The sequence below is a fragment of the Nonomuraea sp. B19D2 genome (genome assembly GCF_040137845.1).
GTDB lineage: Bacteria > Actinomycetota > Actinomycetes > Streptosporangiales > Streptosporangiaceae > Nonomuraea.
The window spans coordinates 179,100-194,319 of record NZ_JBEFAK010000002.1 but is presented as its reverse complement, the minus strand read 5'-3'; the positions used below and the strand labels follow the sequence as shown (position 1 = coordinate 194,319).

The window sequence follows — 15,220 nt, the reverse complement described above, 5'->3', positions numbered from 1 at the left end:
CCTGCCCGCCGTCCCTGAGGGTTTCCTGTGAGGAAGGCGAGCGCCCGCCCCGCGGTGCTCGGTCGGGAAGCGCGGGGCGGGCGCTCGTTCGGGGCCGCGGGCGGGAGCGCGTCCGCCCGCGACGCCGGGTCAGGAGCAGGCGGGGTTGGCGGGCTGGCTCGCGGGGCCGTTCGCGGTGAAGCCGATGGCCACCGACGCGCCGGGGGCGAGGTTCTTGGCGTGATCAGGACCCTTGGCGGTCCACGTGGTGCCCGACTGGGTCACGACCGCGTTCCAGCCGTTGACCAGCGTCACCCCCGACGGGAACGTCCAGGTGGCGGTCCAGTCGCTGATCGTGCCGGTGCCGGTGTTCTGCACCGTCACCTCGCCCTGGAAGCCGCCCTGCCAGGAGTTCGTCTGCTTGTACGTCACGGCGCACTGCCCCGGCGGATTGGGCGTGGGCGTCTCGGAAGGCTGCTGCCCGCTGCCGAACGGCGGGATCAGGTACGGCTGGAGGATGTCCTGCTTGGCCTGGTTGACCGTGGTCCAGTCGTCGTTGAGTATGCCGCCGGTGTCACCGGAGTTCGGGTTCCACGACCAGTACGTGAACGACATCCCGTTCACCCCGGTCCCCGTGTATTTCATGAGCTCCTGCAGCCAGATCTTGTCCACGTTCGAGGCCAGCGTGGTGCCGAACTCGCCCAGCATGATCGGCGCGATGTTCTGCTTGTACAGGTATCCCCAGTACTTGTCCCAGATCCCCGGCAGGTTCGCGGGGTAGTCGGGGGCGTCGAACCAGCTCTGGTGGTAGACCGAGGTCGCGTAGTCGTGGGGCGAGTAGACCAGGCGGTTGGCCACGTTGAGCCGTACCGGATACTGTCCCGCCTTCGACAGGTTGCCGCCCCACCAGCCGCAGTCCTCGTCGTTGCTGGGATCGCCGTCCCAGACGTTGGACAGGCCGCCGCTCGGGCAGCTCACGCCCTCCACGAAGATCAGCCAGTTCGGGTTGACCGACAGGACCGCGTTGCCGGCCCGTTCGGCGGCCAGCCGCCAGTCGCGCGCCTGGTCGCCGCAGCCCCAGCACGCGCCGGTCGCGTTGGGGTTGGTGCCCTCTGCGTGCGGCTCGTTGTGCAGGTCGGCGCCGATGACGGTGGGGTTGTTCGCGTAGTGCTGGGCCAGCGCCTTCCAGTCGTTGATCCAGGTGCTCTCCGGGGTGGCGGCGACGTACCAGAGCGGTGACTGACCGGCTGCGGTCGGGCGGTGGCGGTCCAGGATGATCCGCATGCCCTTGCCGCCCGCGTACGCGATGATCTTGTCCAGGATCTGCAGCGGCGACAGGCCGATCAGGTCGGGGTTGACGTAGTCGTTGATGCCGGTGGCCGTGGCGCCGGGCTTGAGCGCGTCGTTGGAGTAGGGCACCCGGATCGTGTTGTAGCCCAGCGAGGCCATCTTGTCGATGTGGCCCTTCCAGGGGGTGCTCGACCACAGGCCGTGGAAGGTCCTGTTGTCGGTCTCCATGCCGAACCAGTTGATGCCGGTCAGGCGCACCGTCGCGCCGGTGCTGTCGACGATCTTGTTCCCGCTGGTACGCAGGTAACCGGTGCCCGTGCCGGCGAGGGCCCCTGCCGGGGCGGCGGTGGTCACGGCGACCGCGACCGACGCCCCGGCCACCAGCGTGGCGAGGGCGGCCGTCATCGCCTTTGACAAGTGCATGGGGGTTGCCCTTTCGGAGAGGGAGAACGCGGCGTCATGCTCACCAGCCCGCTTCCTGCACGTCAACGCGCCGCCTGCCGATCCGCCCTGACCTGCGCGAACGCGTGAAAGTTTCACAAGCGGCCGCCCCGTACCGAGCGTCCATTGACACATGATCGACACAAACGTACCGTTTCGTGGGAGCGCTCCCAAGAAGGTGTGCGGGAGGGAAATGATGGGTCTTCGGTTCGGCATCCTCGGACCGGTACGGATTTGGCGAGACGGCGCGATGGCGCCGCTGGGCACGACGAAACAGCGGCTCCTCCTCACCCGCCTCCTGCTGGAGCCGAACCGCGCGGTCTCCCACGACCGCCTGTTCAGCGCGTTGTGGGAGGACAGCCCGCCCAAGTCGGCCCTGGCCAACGTACGCAGCTACGCGAACCTGCTGCGCAAGGACCTCGACGGCCGCCTGCGGGCGAACCCGCCCGGCTACCTCCTCACCGTCGAGGCCGGTGAGCTGGACGCCACCGAGTTCAACGAGCGCGTACGGCAGGGCCGTGACGCGATGGCAGGCGACCGTTACGAGGAGGCTCTGGGATATCTGACCGCGGCGCTCGACCTGTGGCGGGGAGCCGCGGCCGAGGACCTGCCCAGGACCGTCGGGGTGGCCGCCCAGCTCGACGCGCTGGAGGAGCAGCGCTACATGGCGATCGAGGAGTGCGCGCGGGCCCGGCTCGCGCTCGGCAGGCACAGCGAGGTCATCGGCGGCCTCCGGGAGACGCTGGCCCTGCGGCCCACCAGGGAGCGGCTGTGGGGGCATCTCATGGTGGCGCTGTATCGCACTGGAGACGTGGCGGGGGCGCTGAGGGTGTATGCCGAGGCCAGGCAGGCGCTCGACCGCGAGCTCGGCATCGAACCCGGGCCCGAGCTGGCCGAACTGCACCACCTCATGCTGAACCGGGATCCCCGATTGAGCGGCCCCGCGCTGGGCTGGCGCCGCCGCCGACTCCGCTGCCATCGCCGCCCCGTCCGTCTCTTCCCAGGCTCCGCATGACCACCGCGGCTCCCGTGCCGCCGAGTCTCCGGTCTCACGGTCCCGGATGACCGCCAGGGGACCCGGCCTCGGCGGACTGGTAGCCCTGGGCCTGCAGGGTGAACAGCCGCCGGTAGAGCCCGTCGAGCATCATCAGCTCTTCGTGCGAGCCATGCTCGGCCACCTGCCCGTCGTCGAGCACCACGAGCACGTCGGCCTCCCGCACGGCCCCCAGCCGATGCGAGATCAGCAGGCTCGTACGTCCGGCCCGATGCTCGCGCAGCCGGTTGTGGATCTCGGCCTCGGCCTCCGCGTCGAGCCCCGAGCTCGGCTCGTCCAGGATCAGCAGGTCGTGTCCGTCGCCCAGCACCGCCCGGGCCAGCGCGAGCCGCTGCCACTGCCCGCCCGACAGCACCACCCCGGCCTCGGCATCGGGGTCGGGTCCGAAGAACATCCTGGTCAGCAGCGTGTCGTAGCCGCGCGGCAGAGCGCTTACCGCGTCGTGGACGCCGGCCTTCCTGGCGGCGGCCTCGATCCGGGCGGCGGAGGCGGTCAGGTTGTCGCTCCCCGCCACGTCGCCGATCGCGATGTTCTCGGCGGCGGTCAGGTCGTACTCCATGTAGTCCTGGAACACCGCGCCGATCCGGCCGCGCAGCTCCTCGGGGTCGAGATCGCGCAGATCGACGCCGTCCCACAGGATCGTGCCCCGGTCCGGGTCGTAGAACCGGCACAGCAGCTTGACGATCGTGCTCTTGCCCGCGCCGTTCCTGCCGACGAGTGCGACTGCCGAGCCGTACGGGATCGTGAAGCTGACGCCGCGCAGCGACCAGGGATGTTCGGGGGAGTAGCGGAACCATACGTCGCGGAACTCGATGCCGTGCCGCAGCGCCGGCGGGGACACCGGTCGCGCCGGTTGCCGCAGGTCGGGCTCCGCGCCGGTCACGGCCAGGTAGTGGTCGAAGTTCAGGAGTTGCTGGTGCGCCATCGTGACCTCGCTGACCAGCGCGGCGAGCGCCGATTGCACGCCTACGATCGAGGTGGCGAGCAGGGCTATGTCGCCCGCGGTGAGCCGCCCGTCTCGTGCGGCGAGCAGCGCCCAGATCAGCCCGGCCCCGGCGATCACGCCGGACAGCAGCCCGAGCCCGCCCTCGACGACCAGCTCGCGGCGGTCGAGGTGGCGGCGTTCCGAGTCGGCCGCGGCACGTTCGGCGTTCATCCTGGACCGGAAGTACCGGCCCGCGCCGAACAGGCGCAGCTCCTTCGCGGCGCGGACGCTGGTAAGGAGCTGCCGGTAGAACAGCTGCCGGCGTTCCATCGGCCCGATCCGCCACATCATGGACGCCCGCTGGCGTGACAGGCGCAGCTCGGCGGCCAGCGCGGGGAGAGCCGCCACCAGGACCGCGCCCGCCAGCAGCGGGTTGACGACCAGCAGGGCCCCGAGGAAGCCCAGCACCGTGACGAGCCCGCGGCAGATGGCCAGCGTCCCGGCGACCACCGCGCTCGGGGTGGCGCCGCCCGAGGTGTGGGCGAGGCTCATCCGGTCCAGGAACGCCGGGTCCTCGAATCTGGCCAGGCCGGTGAAGCGCTCGACGCCGGCGAAGAGCTGGTCCTGAGCCAGGCGGCCGGTGCGGCGCTCGAGCTCCTTGCGTACGTAGCGGGAGACGTGCGGGAGCGCGATCGCCGCCACGCCGGCCGCCGCCAGCGCCACGCCCACGGCCACCAGCGCGGACGCGCCGCTCTGCCGGTGGGCGATCACATCCAGCGCCGACTTGGTCAGCCAGGCGGCGGTCACGGGCACGGCCGCTTCGAGCAGGGCCAGCACCGCGTACGCGAGGATGTGCCACGGGCCTGACCGCCAGGCCAGGCCGAGCGCGCGCGCCAGGGCCGCCGGGCTGGCCTTCATCCGCACGTCCGGCCCTCCCGCCACCGCCGACCCGGCTCCGTTCACCTCCGCTGCCTGCGTCACGGCGGCTATGCCCGGGCGAGTGCGACGACCTGGCCGAGCCGCAGCCCGCTGGCCAGGATCCGGCCGCCGCCGCCCACCAGCGCGAACACCGGGAACGCCTGCGCCCGCAGCGCCGACGTGACCGGCCCGTCCATGTCCTCGACCACCACGCGGGCGACCGGCTCCAGCTGCTCCCGCTGCGGCCCCGCCAGGCCGCCCTTCTGGTCGACGACCACGGCGAGCACCTGCTCGCGGGGGAACTTCGCGGCCATGTCGAGGAAGCCCGGCATCGCCTCGTGGCAGGCGTCGCAGCCGGGCGAGAAGAAGCCCACGAGGACCGGCTCGGTGATCAGCTCACTGGATACGGCGGATCCGTCGGTGGCCACGGTGGTGTACGGCGGCGCGACCGAGCCCTCGGTCAGTATCGCCTGCCGCCCGTCGGCGGACCGCGAGGCGAGGGCCTCGGAGTGCTTGCGCAGCCGCCGGATCACACCGACGGTCAGCATCAGGTTCAGCAGGCACAGTACGCACAGGAAGGTGACAAAGGTGACGAGGTAGGGCATGGCTGGACTCCAGGTCAGGAAGCAGGTTGATCAGGTCGTCGCCGAGTCAGGACAGGCGGCGGAGCACCACTCCGAGCAGGGTGCCCCCGTCGATGAGGCCGCACTGGCGGGAGTCGAAGCTGGCCGAGAGGTTGTCGCCCAGCACCACGAGCCGGTCCGGCGCCACCCGGCGATCCGGCACCACCGGCCGGACCGAGTCGGGGACGGGATCGCCGGGAAGCGCCACCGCTCGCTTGACCATCCAGCGCCGCTCGGGCGGCAGGGGCTCGCCGGTCTCCAGCCAGTCGGGCGTCTCGAACACGACGACGTCCCCGGCCGAGATCCTGGCCAGCCCGGTCCGCCTGACCAGGAGCCGGTCGCCCGCGTGGAAGGTCGGCTCCATGCTGAGGCCGGACACCACGACGACGGTGAGCCGGCGCCGCAGGACCAGAAGGGCCGGCAGGAGCACGGCGACGGCGAGGAGACCGGCCGTCCACGCGAACATGGTCATCTACGTGGCCGTCAGCCGCAGGTGTACTGCCAGGGACCGCACGACTCGCCGGTGCCGCAGGAGGCACCCCAGGTGCAGCACTTGCGGATCAGGCACGTGGTGCCCTCCCACCAGCACGGACACGCGGCCTGCGCCGACTGCTCAGGGAGCACCTTGGCCAGCAGCCAGTCGCTCAGCTTTCCGATCTTCATGTGAACCGCCTCTCGTCGGGCGTTTTTGGGATCACCGAAGACGTTAGAAACGGGCCTGACAATTCACATACCAGCGAGGTACGCCACAGATACATTCGGCACGGCCGCTTGCCGGGGAGGAACGAGAGTACTGTTGATGGATGTCCGCTTCTCGCCAAGGTGTCCTCCTCGGCGTGGCGGCGTACCTTCTCTGGGGATTGTCGGCACTCTACTGGCCGATGGTCGAGCCCACGGGCGCGGTCGAGATCTTGGCCCTGCGCGTGCTCTGGTCGCCGGTCGCGGTCGGGATCCTGGTGCTCGCGCTCGGCCGCCGCCGGCAGGTGGCGGCGATCGTGTGCCGTCCGCGCGACCTGGCACTGCTCGCCCTCGCCGGCGTCCTGACCTCCGCCAACTGGGCGTTGTTCATCTGGGCGACGATGAACGGCCACGTGGTCGATGCCTCGCTCGGCTACTTCATCACCCCGTTGGTCAGCGTCGCACTCGGGGTTACGATCGAGGTAGCGAGCGGGGCTATGTCGCCCGCGGTGAGCCGCCCGTCTCGCGCGGCGAGCAGCGCCCAGATCAGCCCGGCCCCGGCAATCACGCCGGACAGCAGCCCAAGCCCGCCCTCGACGCCCAGCTCGCGGCGGGGCTTCCATCAGCCCTCCGTCATGCCTCAGAGGCTATGGACGGCTGGGATAGGGCCGGAATGAGGCGCATGGCCGTTTCCGAGGTGAGGAAAACCGCAGGACGGCAGGGTGCCGGGATACGAGTCGGGGCAAACCGCAAGCTATGTGGCAGCCCTTCCAAAGTCCGGTCGCCTCTGCGAGGCCGCCAGTCTCCGAAGCGCGAGCTCGGAGAGGAGCACAGCTCCATCGGTCAGCACAGCGTCATCGAACGCCACATCGGCTGCATGATTGAAAGGCGCAGTAAGGAGATCGCGATCGGGTGGACACGCGCCAAGGAAGACAAGCGACCCAGGCACCCGGTCGAGAACGTACGCGAAGTCTTCAGACGCCGTTAATGGGTTGGGCGCCCAGACAAAGCGATCCGGACCGAAGACACGGCTCACCGTATCCGCTGCGTGCTCAGCCTCGCCCGAATCGTTCACCAGGACGGGGTGGCTGCTGTCGAAATCGACGTCGACAGTAAGCCCATGAGCGCTCGCGATGCCGCGCAGCACACGCGCCACGCCCTCTCTTGCGCGGGTTTGGGCTGTCGGGGACATGGAACGGATGGTGAATTCGAAGTACGCCTCCGCTGGGAGAGTGTTGGCCTTGCTCCCCGCGTGTAGGCTGCCGACCGAAAGCACAATGGGATCGAAGGCGTCGAAGGCCCTTGCCGCGAAGGTTTGTAGTGCAGTCACCATCTCGCAGGTCGGAGGAATCGGGTCCCTTGCCAGATGCGGTTGGGAACCGTGTCCCCCCGCTCCATGTACTGTGACGTGCACCTCGTCCACGGCGGCCATTATGGGCCCCCGCCGGGTCATGAACCAACCAGATGGCAGTTGGGAGGCGGCGACGTGCAGGGCGTAGGCGGCGACAGGCAGCTGTCCGGCCGCCTCCAGCACACCCTCGTCGATCATGTGCTTCGCGCCACCATAACCCTCTTCGCCTGGCTGGAACATGAAGATCACGCTGCCGGCGAAATCCTTGCCGGCCAGCAACCGTGCCGCGCCGACCAACATAGCTGTATGCAGGTCGTGACCGCAGGCGTGCATACGGCCGGGGAGGAGTGAGGCGTAGGCAACGCCGGACAGCTCATCCAGCGGCAATGCATCCATATCAGCTCGGAGGAGCACAGCTGGCCCCGGACTTCTGCCATGAAGCACGGCGGTCACGGACGACAGCGACTTGCCAGTCGTTATCTCCAACGGCAGCCCGCCCAGCGCCTCGAGCACCTTTTCTTGCGTGCGCGGCAGCTCAAGACCTAATTCAGGCTCGCGATGCAACGCACGACGAAGCCGTACGATTTGATCTTGGAACGTCGCACCATCCATGGGGAGAAACGACTCCAAAGATGGATGGCTATTGGTTACATTCATTGGCCATCGGGAGCACGGTAGTCTTACGAGACCGCATCCCCATCCTCTCTTCCAGTGAGCGGTCCGATACGGTAAAGCGTTTCTGGCGCGTGCGCATCTGGAAACAATTCCTCACCGAACAGCGGTGTGCGCTTCACCGGTGCGGCACAGCTACGGGCGAACGATGTGAAGAGTCGGGCGGATGCGACATTATCGGGGCACACGGTGGCCTCAAGAAATCGATATCTGCTGTCCACGAGGCAGTGGAGCATATTACGGCCCACGCCACGGCCACGCTGCCCGGCGTCAACCGCCACCTGCCAAACGAAAACTGTATCGGGCTCGTCTGGACGGCTGTAGCCAGCCACGAAGCCGCAGGGGGTGCCGCCTGATCGTGCGACGATTGACGTAGCCGCGAAATCACGACACCACAGCACATAGGCGTAGGAGGAGTTCAACTCCAAGGCCTTTGAGTCACGCGCGATCCGCCAAAGCTCCTTACCGTCCTCAAGACATGGCGTGTCAAACGCGAGATCATTCGATTCCTCGGACCGATAAGACGAAGAGCCGACGCCTAGCGCCAGAGTGAAGGGAAGGATACATGGCCCGTGTTTCATCCTGACTCCGTCCATCTTCCATGCGAAGACTATGCCTCAAAGCATCTTGGTCGAACGACGCGTAAGTATCGCTCCGAATATGATCGTCGCTCCCCCTGCGACCTGATTCCAGGTGAGAATCTCTCCATACAGCAAGACGCCGAGCACGGGTGCCACCACCGGAAACAGGTACGTCACAGTCGACGCCATCGTGGCGCCGGCGTCCCGGATCAACCCATAGTAGAGAGCGTAGGAAACCCCTGTTCCCAGCGCGCCCAGGGCGAGCATCGCGAGGACGACACGGGGCGGCAGATGCCCTGGCGCCTGAGTGAACCAAGGGGTTATCAGACCGAGTTGAACAGTCGCGCACGCCACCTGGCCGACGGACAAGGAAACAGTCGAGTATCCAGAATCGGTCAGAAACCGCCGGGTATAGACGCTTGCCGCGCCATAGCATGCAGATGCGCCCAGCACGAAGGCAACACCGACTTGATAGCCATCAGACAAAGTTCCCGGCAGCCCGCCCAGGTCGCCAGCCATGATGACGACCACACCGGCGAAGCCGCACAGAATCCCTATGGTCTGCCAGCGATTCTTCCCTTCCTTCAACACCAGGAATGCAACGAGGAGCGTGAAGATCGGGGTCGTCGCATTCAAGATGCCGGACAGCGATGACGGGATGCGCTCCGCTGCGTACGCCAGAAGGGTGAAGGGCAATGCATTATAGAAAAAGCCTACGACCGCCAGGTGACCCCATATCATCCACCCGCGAGGAATTTGTTCGCGCCGTATAAGCAGAATCAGGGAGAGCGCTATCGTTCCCAACGCGACACGCGCCAGAGCCACATGCAGGGCCGCGAGGACTTCAACCCCGATAACGATGAACAAGAAGCTAGAACCCCAGATGAGCGCGAGAGCAACGTATCGCAACCGCCAGTCAACAGGTGGCATGACGTTCCTTGATATGACCGGGCACTGGACGAACCGAAATATCTCGCTCGTGACTTAACCGTGGATGGCGCACAGGGCACGATCCAGCCTCGCTACGACTTCGTCTAGTTCCAGTGGATTGATGATGAGTGGCGGCAATATCCTGACCACGCTCCCATGCCTGCCGCCGGTCTCGAGTATCAAGCCGTTGGCGAGACACTCTCGCTGTATCGCGCGTGCCGCCATGCCATCAGGCGGTGGGTTTCCGACCATGTCCAACGGACCGTCCGGATCGACTATCTCCAGCCCCCACATGAGTCCGCGGCCTCGCACGTCCCCGACGCGGGGATAGCGGTCGGCCAGCTCCGCCAGCCGGACTGCGAGATACTCCCCCTTTTCCTGTACCGCCTTGATCAGCTCATCCTCCAGCAGGATGTCCATGGTCGCTGTCCCGGCGACCATGGCTATCTGGTTCCCGCGGAACGTCCCGGCGTGCGCACCGGGCGTCCAGGCGTCGTATCGCTTGTGATAAAGCATGAGCGCCAGCGGGTATCCACCACCAAGTGCTTTCGACACCACAACCGCATCCGGCTCGATATCCGCCGCCTCAAAGGCGAACATCTCGCCGGTTCGGCCGAAGCCCGTCTGAATCTCGTCGATGATCAGCGGAACCTCGGCCTCCGCGGTGATTCTCCTCAGGCCGCGTAGCCAGTCAATAGGAGCCGGAATCACACCACCCTCGCCCTGCACGACTTCCACGACCACGGCAGCAGGCAACGTGATCCCGCTCTCGGGATCGCTCAATACCTGCTCCATATATGCCAACGAAGCGCGGTAGCCTTCGACGCCAAGGCCGAACGGACAGCGGTACGGGTGCGGGTATGGCATGAAGTGCACATCCGGCATGAGACCACCCATGAAGTTCTTGGCAGTAAGATTGCCGGTCAGCGCCAATGAGCCGCTCGTCATACCGTGATATGCGCCGTGGAACGCTATAATCGAGTTACGTTTCGTCGCCGTTTTGAACAGCTTCAGCGCTGCCTCAATCGCATCAGCGCCAGTGGGGCCACAGAACTGCACTCGGGCGTTCTCGGCGAACCTCGCAGGCAGGCATTGGTAGAGCCTCTTCAGGAAGTGATATTTCACCGGAGTAGTGAGGTCAAGGGCCTGCTGAAGCGCGCCAGACCCGAGGAACTCCTCGACCGCTCCCTGGATCCGTGGATGGTTGTGCCCCAACGCCAGAGTACCGGCTGCAGCGAGACAATCGAGGTATTCACGGCCCTCCAGGTCGTAGAGCCGCATCCCCGAGGCTCGTTCGAAGACCAGCTTGAAGCGATTGGCATAGGTACGGGCTGCCGACTCTCGTTCCTGGACAAAATCGTACATCGCTGATGTCGTGGCGATATCAGCGGCGCGATGCTCGCTCATATAGCGGAGCGCTCCTTGGCGTCTGGTCATTCAATAAGTGAGAGTGTTGTCGGCCGCACGAGGCACTGCTGGTTCGGGGCGGGTGGAGCTCCGTTCAGTGGTAGCCCCACTCGCCCTTCGCCGGGTGCAGGCATTCATGCGCTTGAGCGGCTAGAGGACCAGGTCACATCATGAGGGAAGGGACTGGATAGTCCGTGCTGAGGCCGGCGAGTGCGCGCAGGTCCCGAACACTCGCCGACATGTAGACGCCGCAATAAACGTCTCCACCTATCCGTGCGTAGTCCTCCAGGCGTCCGTATTCCTGGAACCCGAGCCGTCGCCACAGCTCCACGGGGCCGTCGCTACGGACGTCGAGTATCATCTGCTCACAGCCGAGGTCCTTTGCCTTTTCCAGGACATCTATGAGGCCTTGGCTGAGCAGCATGGATCCGCGATAAGTGTCGTCGATGACGCATCTTTTCACCGCGATGATGTGCTTCTGTGCAGGGAGCTTCTGCTGTTCAAGCGTGATCATGCCGATGATGCGCTCAGCTTCGTTCCGGGCGATGAGGACATGGCAGACGCCTTTCTTGAGGCCGTCATTGATGCTCTCCATCAATTCTTGCCTCAAGTCGGATGACAAGGGTTCGTAGTACCCATTTGTCGCCTCCTTGAGCGCCACCTGATCTAGGAGCGCCACCACGTCTTCCATGTCTTGGCGGGTCAGCTCCTTGACGAACCCGATATGCATGGCTTCTCCAGCAGCATGTTGAGTACGTGGTCATCTGTTTCTGCTCGGGCAGGGCGGCGCGATCGCGGCGGATCGCGCTGCCCAAGACCCTCTGGTGGAACTGCTCAAGACTGTCTGACGGCAGTCTTCACCGCGGCCAAGGGCGCGGCCATGGCCTGCTGCGACGCGGTCGCCGCGCTCCTCTTCTCGGAGATCTCGTTGACTTCAAAGAAGTAGGCGATGAAGAGCGCGTTGATTTTGGTGAGGTGACGAATGACGGCTTCCTCGTCCTCCTCGGTCTTCACCACATTCATGATCATGTTCCAGACCAGGTCTACGTGTTCGTCCTCCTCATCCAGATTCAGATGAGCGCGCGCGCCCCGAGTCTTGTCCTTACCGATATGCTGCTCCATCACGTCCAGCCAGGCCGGCTGGGTCCGATCGGCAACCGACTCCAGGTAGAAGACAGCCGCCATCGCACCGAGCGGGCCGTCAGTGGCGAGGGTGTAGTAGTAGTAACCGGTGAGCAGCTCAGTTGCGAAGGTGGGCGGCGTCGAGTAGATCTCCTCGTCGGTCACGCCGACGAGATGCATGTCACGGGCGAACATCCGGTCGTGGCGGCCTTCCTCCGCCCCGTAGAGGGCCCACTCCTTGCAGAGCTTGGAGTTCCGAGATGCCCAGTAGTTCGCGATCAGTGGATCGATGGGGCGCCTGAGCACGATCCGGAGAATCGTCTCGATGTTGTGCCGCTTGTAGAGTTCGAGCGAGAAGAAGTCGTTGTTGAGCATCTTCTGCGCCTCGGGGTCCTTGTAGAACTCCTCCTGGAACTGGTCAAGCAGCGCTTCGACGCGCTTTCGGAACTCCGGTCGCTGAAGCGTGGAGTAGGTGTTGTAGGACTTGCTGATCGGCATTCTTTCACAGCCTTTCATCTGGCAGCGCTATTTCTGGGCAGGCTTCCGTGGGGATGTCGTTCTGTAGGCCAGGCACCCGTAAGGGGTGACCAGCACCGGGAGGTGGTAATCTTCAAACGGCTCGCGTATGCGGAATGTCACTGCAACCCGTGGATTGAAAGGGATGATGCCCAAGGTCGCATAATACTCGTCCGTGTTGAATTCAAGGCGATAGAGGCCGGTGGCCGTTGCTAACTCAGACTGCCAAGCGGTGAGCCAGCCATTTTCATCGGTATAGCGTTTTACGGGTTCTTCCCAGATTCCACCAACATGGCGTTCGAGGCGAACAGCTATACCTGACGCAGGACGACCGTTCGTCCAGTCGATCACATCCACCGTGATGTTCATTGCAGGAGTCCCATCCGAGAGCGATGACACACAGGCTCTCCGGGGCTGCTATCGCGATGCTATTATCGCGCAATCATGAAAGATGGCCGGCGCCGACAGCACGGTAATAGTGATCTGACATCTGGGTTGTCTGTAGTGGGGCTACGTACATAACGCAACTGCCCGGGAGGTTGAGATGGTTCGCACCACAAGAACAGTCACTTGCTTCGCTCAGGCTTCGTCCGCCATCGACGGTCCTCCGTGGGGTGTGCCCGGAACGACGAAGTGAGCTCTCGCCGGCCGATGCGGAGCCGCCAAAGCCGCCGGGCAGATCAGGCGCTTGACCAGGAAGAACGCACGGTCGTGGATCCGTACGCGAAAGGTCGGGGCTTGTAGCCCTCGGTCCACGGCGGGATGGCGACGTCCGCCCGACGAGCTGTTTCTTGATCAGGTTCGGAGCCAGATGGCCAGGTTTACGATCGTGAGAGCGCCCAGGAATATGTAGGCGCATCTGTCGTATCAGGTCACCTTGGTGGCTAATTCTGATCAGGCGGCCAAGGCGAGTTCGAGGCGGGCGAGGTGTCTGGTGCGGGTCCGGTCGAGTGGGTGGCCGTTCCAATCATGCGCCCAGGCGGACCAGGTTGAGCGCGACGGCGGAGTAGACGTGTTCGAGGTGGGCCTTCTTCCATCCTGGTCGGAAATTAGGACCGTTTGGTAGGCGCACGTCGGCAACCCACCGCTGCTCCAGCGCGGGTGATGCTCTTGAGCTGCATGAACGTGAAGTGTTGACCGGCCAGCGGGGTGCCGGGGACTTACGAGCTGGGGTTGAGTCGTTCCAGTTCCCGGATCTTGCTGCGGGTACGTTTGTCCGGGTTGAGCGTGTCGCAGTACTCGGCGCCCAGGTCGTGGAAGGGCGGAGCGTGGCATCGGCGATCAGCCGGTAGGCGATCTCCAAGATGGTGCGGGCGATTGCGAACAGGGCTTTCTGTTTGCCGCGGCGGCGACGGATCCGCTGGTAGCGCTCGCCGAGGAAGGTGCCCTTGCTCTTGGCGGCTGCCATCGCGGCGGTCCCCAAGCGCGCCGCGTAACCAGCGGTTGCCTTTACCCGGCGGGCCGGTCCGCGAGGCGCGCCGGACTGGTGGGCGATGGGGACCAGCTTGGCCCAGGCGGCGGCATGCGCCGGGGTCGGGAACTGGGCGGACACGTCGGTGCCGAGTTCGGCGATGATGACCTGAGCGCACGAGGTGTCCACCCCGGTGATCTCATCGAGGCGTCCGGCCAGACCGGGCAGCAGCACGTCGGCATCGGCGCAGCCGGGGGCGTGCTCGCCGCCGACTAGAGCGCACCTGCCGCACGCGGGAGTCGCGCCTGGCAGCGCGTCCGACCATAGGTGACGGCAAGTTGATCGCGCTTGGCCTGCGAGGTCGGCAACCGCCAGAGTCCACGCGCGCCCAATACCGCTCGGCATAGCCGCTCTCCTCCAGCACCCGCCCGGTCCAGCCCGGAATTGCGGCCGTGATCGCCTCCAACGCCGCACGCACACAATCCCCGGCCAGCTCCAACCGGTTCAAGTCCCGCACCGCGCTGATCACATGGGTGCAGGTGAGCACTACGTCGACTCCGGCTACGCCTTGGCGGAGCTGGTTGTCGGTGCGCGTGAGGCTTACGCCCTGACATTCGTCACTCCCGTGCTGGTGGATCAATCGCCTCAGGCTCGCGCCCGGAGCGGGTATGACCGGAGCGCGTTGACCGTGGACTGGGACAACCAGCAGGTCACCTGCCCGCAAGGACGCCGGAGCACCTCGTGGAGCCCATGCGTCCAGCGCGGCACCGATGCCATGTGGTCACCTTTTCCACCACGTCATGCCGTCCGTGCCCGGTCCGCGCGCTCTGCACGACCTCCACCCGAGAACGTTGTCAGCTCACCCTTCACCGCAGCCGTTCCAACGGGCCTGGAAGCCGCCCGTGCCGAACAGGCCAGCCGGCAGCGGCAGGACCAGTACAAGATCTGCGCCGGAGTCGAGGGGACGATCCGCTCGGCCATCGGCCTGCGTCGCGCCCACTCCCGAGAGATCAAGAAGGTCCACCTTGAACACGTCTTCTCCGCCGTCACACTCAACCTGATCCGGCTGGATGCCTGGTGGAACGGCACCTCCTCGATCGAGGCCGAACCAACCATCTCGCCCGCCTTGAACTGGCAGAGGAAGCACAAGCAGTCTGAAGGCGAGTTAGCCAGCAAGGTCTCCCCCGTGATCAAAAACATTGGGAACTTGTAGACATTTCGGTAGATTCCAGTAGACAATTCGTCCAGGAGGTTAAAGACGCTTGACGGCTTCGGCGTGCTACGCAGCCAAGTCGCCCAATGTCCTCGTTGGTCTATACGCC

General features: G+C 65.5%; 16 protein-coding genes. 3 read left to right on the top strand and 13 right to left on the bottom strand.

Features of this window, described 5'->3' with window-relative positions:
* Positions 1-129 precede the first annotated feature (129 nt).
* Positions 130-1,692, bottom strand: coding sequence for a cellulase family glycosylhydrolase (locus tag ABN273_RS04560; protein WP_349447352.1), 1,563 nt, complete (start codon positions 1,690-1,692; stop codon positions 130-132).
* A gap of 211 nt (positions 1,693-1,903) precedes the next feature.
* Here ABN273_RS04560 and ABN273_RS04555 point away from each other — a divergent pair, with 211 nt between their 5' ends.
* The gene (locus ABN273_RS04555) at positions 1,904-2,725 is read left to right on the top strand and encodes an AfsR/SARP family transcriptional regulator (protein ID WP_349447351.1); all 822 of its coding nucleotides are present in this window, start codon (positions 1,904-1,906) and stop codon (positions 2,723-2,725) included.
* Between the two features lie 34 nt (positions 2,726-2,759).
* Here the strand turns inward: ABN273_RS04555 and ABN273_RS04550 are convergent, their stop codons facing one another.
* Genes ABN273_RS04550 through ABN273_RS04535 form a run of 4 tightly spaced genes read right to left on the bottom strand, consistent with a single transcriptional unit; the run spans position 2,760 to position 5,893 of the window.
* Positions 2,760-4,670: an ABC transporter ATP-binding protein gene (locus tag ABN273_RS04550; RefSeq protein ID WP_349447350.1), complete on the bottom strand. Its 1,911-nt coding sequence runs from the start codon at positions 4,668-4,670 to the stop codon at positions 2,760-2,762.
* Between the two features lie 5 nt (positions 4,671-4,675).
* Positions 4,676-5,212 (bottom strand): TlpA family protein disulfide reductase, encoded by a 537-nt coding sequence (locus ABN273_RS04545; RefSeq protein ID WP_349447349.1) that lies wholly within the window; start codon positions 5,210-5,212, stop codon positions 4,676-4,678.
* A gap of 46 nt (positions 5,213-5,258) precedes the next feature.
* The gene (gene lepB, locus ABN273_RS04540) at positions 5,259-5,702 is read right to left on the bottom strand and encodes a signal peptidase I (protein WP_349447348.1); all 444 of its coding nucleotides are present in this window, start codon (positions 5,700-5,702) and stop codon (positions 5,259-5,261) included.
* A gap of 11 nt (positions 5,703-5,713) precedes the next feature.
* Positions 5,714-5,893, bottom strand: a complete 180-nt coding sequence (locus ABN273_RS04535; RefSeq protein ID WP_349447347.1) for a hypothetical protein — start codon at positions 5,891-5,893, stop codon at positions 5,714-5,716.
* 140 nt (positions 5,894-6,033) lie between these two features.
* Here ABN273_RS04535 and ABN273_RS04530 point away from each other — a divergent pair, with 140 nt between their 5' ends.
* Positions 6,034-6,585, top strand: coding sequence for an EamA family transporter (locus ABN273_RS04530; protein ID WP_349447346.1), 552 nt, complete (start codon positions 6,034-6,036; stop codon positions 6,583-6,585).
* 77 nt (positions 6,586-6,662) lie between these two features.
* Here the strand turns inward: ABN273_RS04530 and ABN273_RS04525 are convergent, their stop codons facing one another.
* The 8 genes from ABN273_RS04525 to ABN273_RS04490 form a co-directional block, all read right to left on the bottom strand.
* Positions 6,663-7,871 carry a M20 metallopeptidase family protein gene (locus tag ABN273_RS04525; RefSeq protein ID WP_349447345.1) on the bottom strand — a complete coding sequence of 403 codons (1,209 nt, stop codon included), beginning with the start codon at positions 7,869-7,871 and terminating at the stop codon, positions 6,663-6,665.
* 68 nt (positions 7,872-7,939) lie between these two features.
* Positions 7,940-8,512: a diaminobutyrate acetyltransferase gene (gene ectA / locus ABN273_RS04520; protein ID WP_349447344.1), complete on the bottom strand. Its 573-nt coding sequence runs from the start codon at positions 8,510-8,512 to the stop codon at positions 7,940-7,942.
* A gap of 36 nt (positions 8,513-8,548) precedes the next feature.
* Positions 8,549-9,442, bottom strand: a complete 894-nt coding sequence (locus tag ABN273_RS04515; RefSeq protein WP_349447343.1) for a DMT family transporter — start codon at positions 9,440-9,442, stop codon at positions 8,549-8,551.
* Positions 9,443-9,496: 54 nt separating this feature from the next.
* Complete coding sequence (locus tag ABN273_RS04510) at positions 9,497-10,849, bottom strand: diaminobutyrate--2-oxoglutarate transaminase family protein (RefSeq protein WP_349447342.1); 1,353 nt, start codon at positions 10,847-10,849, stop codon at positions 9,497-9,499.
* 163 nt (positions 10,850-11,012) lie between these two features.
* On the bottom strand, positions 11,013-11,579 hold the full coding sequence (locus ABN273_RS04505; RefSeq protein ID WP_349447341.1) for a GNAT family N-acetyltransferase: 567 nt from the start codon (positions 11,577-11,579) through the stop codon (positions 11,013-11,015).
* A gap of 104 nt (positions 11,580-11,683) precedes the next feature.
* The gene (locus ABN273_RS04500; protein ID WP_349447340.1) at positions 11,684-12,469 is read right to left on the bottom strand and encodes an iron-containing redox enzyme family protein; all 786 of its coding nucleotides are present in this window, start codon (positions 12,467-12,469) and stop codon (positions 11,684-11,686) included.
* A 27-nt stretch (positions 12,470-12,496) separates the two neighbouring features.
* Positions 12,497-12,856, bottom strand: coding sequence for a hydroxyisourate hydrolase (locus ABN273_RS04495; RefSeq protein WP_349447339.1), 360 nt, complete (start codon positions 12,854-12,856; stop codon positions 12,497-12,499).
* A gap of 598 nt (positions 12,857-13,454) precedes the next feature.
* Complete coding sequence (locus ABN273_RS04490) at positions 13,455-14,132, bottom strand: transposase (RefSeq protein WP_349447338.1); 678 nt, start codon at positions 14,130-14,132, stop codon at positions 13,455-13,457.
* A 295-nt stretch (positions 14,133-14,427) separates the two neighbouring features.
* On the opposite strand from ABN273_RS04490, the gene ABN273_RS04485 reads away from it, so the two are divergent.
* Positions 14,428-15,111, top strand: coding sequence for a transposase (locus tag ABN273_RS04485; RefSeq protein WP_349447337.1), 684 nt, complete (start codon positions 14,428-14,430; stop codon positions 15,109-15,111).
* The last annotated feature ends 109 nt before the right edge of the window (positions 15,112-15,220 follow it).

Coding starts and splice junctions, on each gene's coding strand:
- ABN273_RS04505 (WP_349447341.1), bottom strand. CDS start 11,579: ATGCATATCGGGTTCGTCAAGGAGCTGACCCGCCAAGACATGGAAGAC.
- ABN273_RS04510 (WP_349447342.1), bottom strand. CDS start 10,849: ATGAGCGAGCATCGCGCCGCTGATATCGCCACGACATCAGCGATGTAC.
- ABN273_RS04555 (WP_349447351.1), top strand. CDS start 1,904: ATGATGGGTCTTCGGTTCGGCATCCTCGGACCGGTACGGATTTGGCGA.
- ectA (WP_349447344.1), bottom strand. CDS start 8,512: ATGAAACACGGGCCATGTATCCTTCCCTTCACTCTGGCGCTAGGCGTC.
- ABN273_RS04535 (WP_349447347.1), bottom strand. CDS start 5,893: ATGAAGATCGGAAAGCTGAGCGACTGGCTGCTGGCCAAGGTGCTCCCT.
- ABN273_RS04495 (WP_349447339.1), bottom strand. CDS start 12,856: ATGAACATCACGGTGGATGTGATCGACTGGACGAACGGTCGTCCTGCG.
- ABN273_RS04545 (WP_349447349.1), bottom strand. CDS start 5,212: ATGCCCTACCTCGTCACCTTTGTCACCTTCCTGTGCGTACTGTGCCTG.
- ABN273_RS04485 (WP_349447337.1), top strand. CDS start 14,428: ATGGGTGCAGGTGAGCACTACGTCGACTCCGGCTACGCCTTGGCGGAG.
- ABN273_RS04560 (WP_349447352.1), bottom strand. CDS start 1,692: ATGCACTTGTCAAAGGCGATGACGGCCGCCCTCGCCACGCTGGTGGCC.
- ABN273_RS04525 (WP_349447345.1), bottom strand. CDS start 7,871: ATGGATGGTGCGACGTTCCAAGATCAAATCGTACGGCTTCGTCGTGCG.
- ABN273_RS04530 (WP_349447346.1), top strand. CDS start 6,034: ATGTCCGCTTCTCGCCAAGGTGTCCTCCTCGGCGTGGCGGCGTACCTT.
- ABN273_RS04515 (WP_349447343.1), bottom strand. CDS start 9,442: ATGCCACCTGTTGACTGGCGGTTGCGATACGTTGCTCTCGCGCTCATC.
- ABN273_RS04500 (WP_349447340.1), bottom strand. CDS start 12,469: ATGCCGATCAGCAAGTCCTACAACACCTACTCCACGCTTCAGCGACCG.
- lepB (WP_349447348.1), bottom strand. CDS start 5,702: ATGACCATGTTCGCGTGGACGGCCGGTCTCCTCGCCGTCGCCGTGCTC.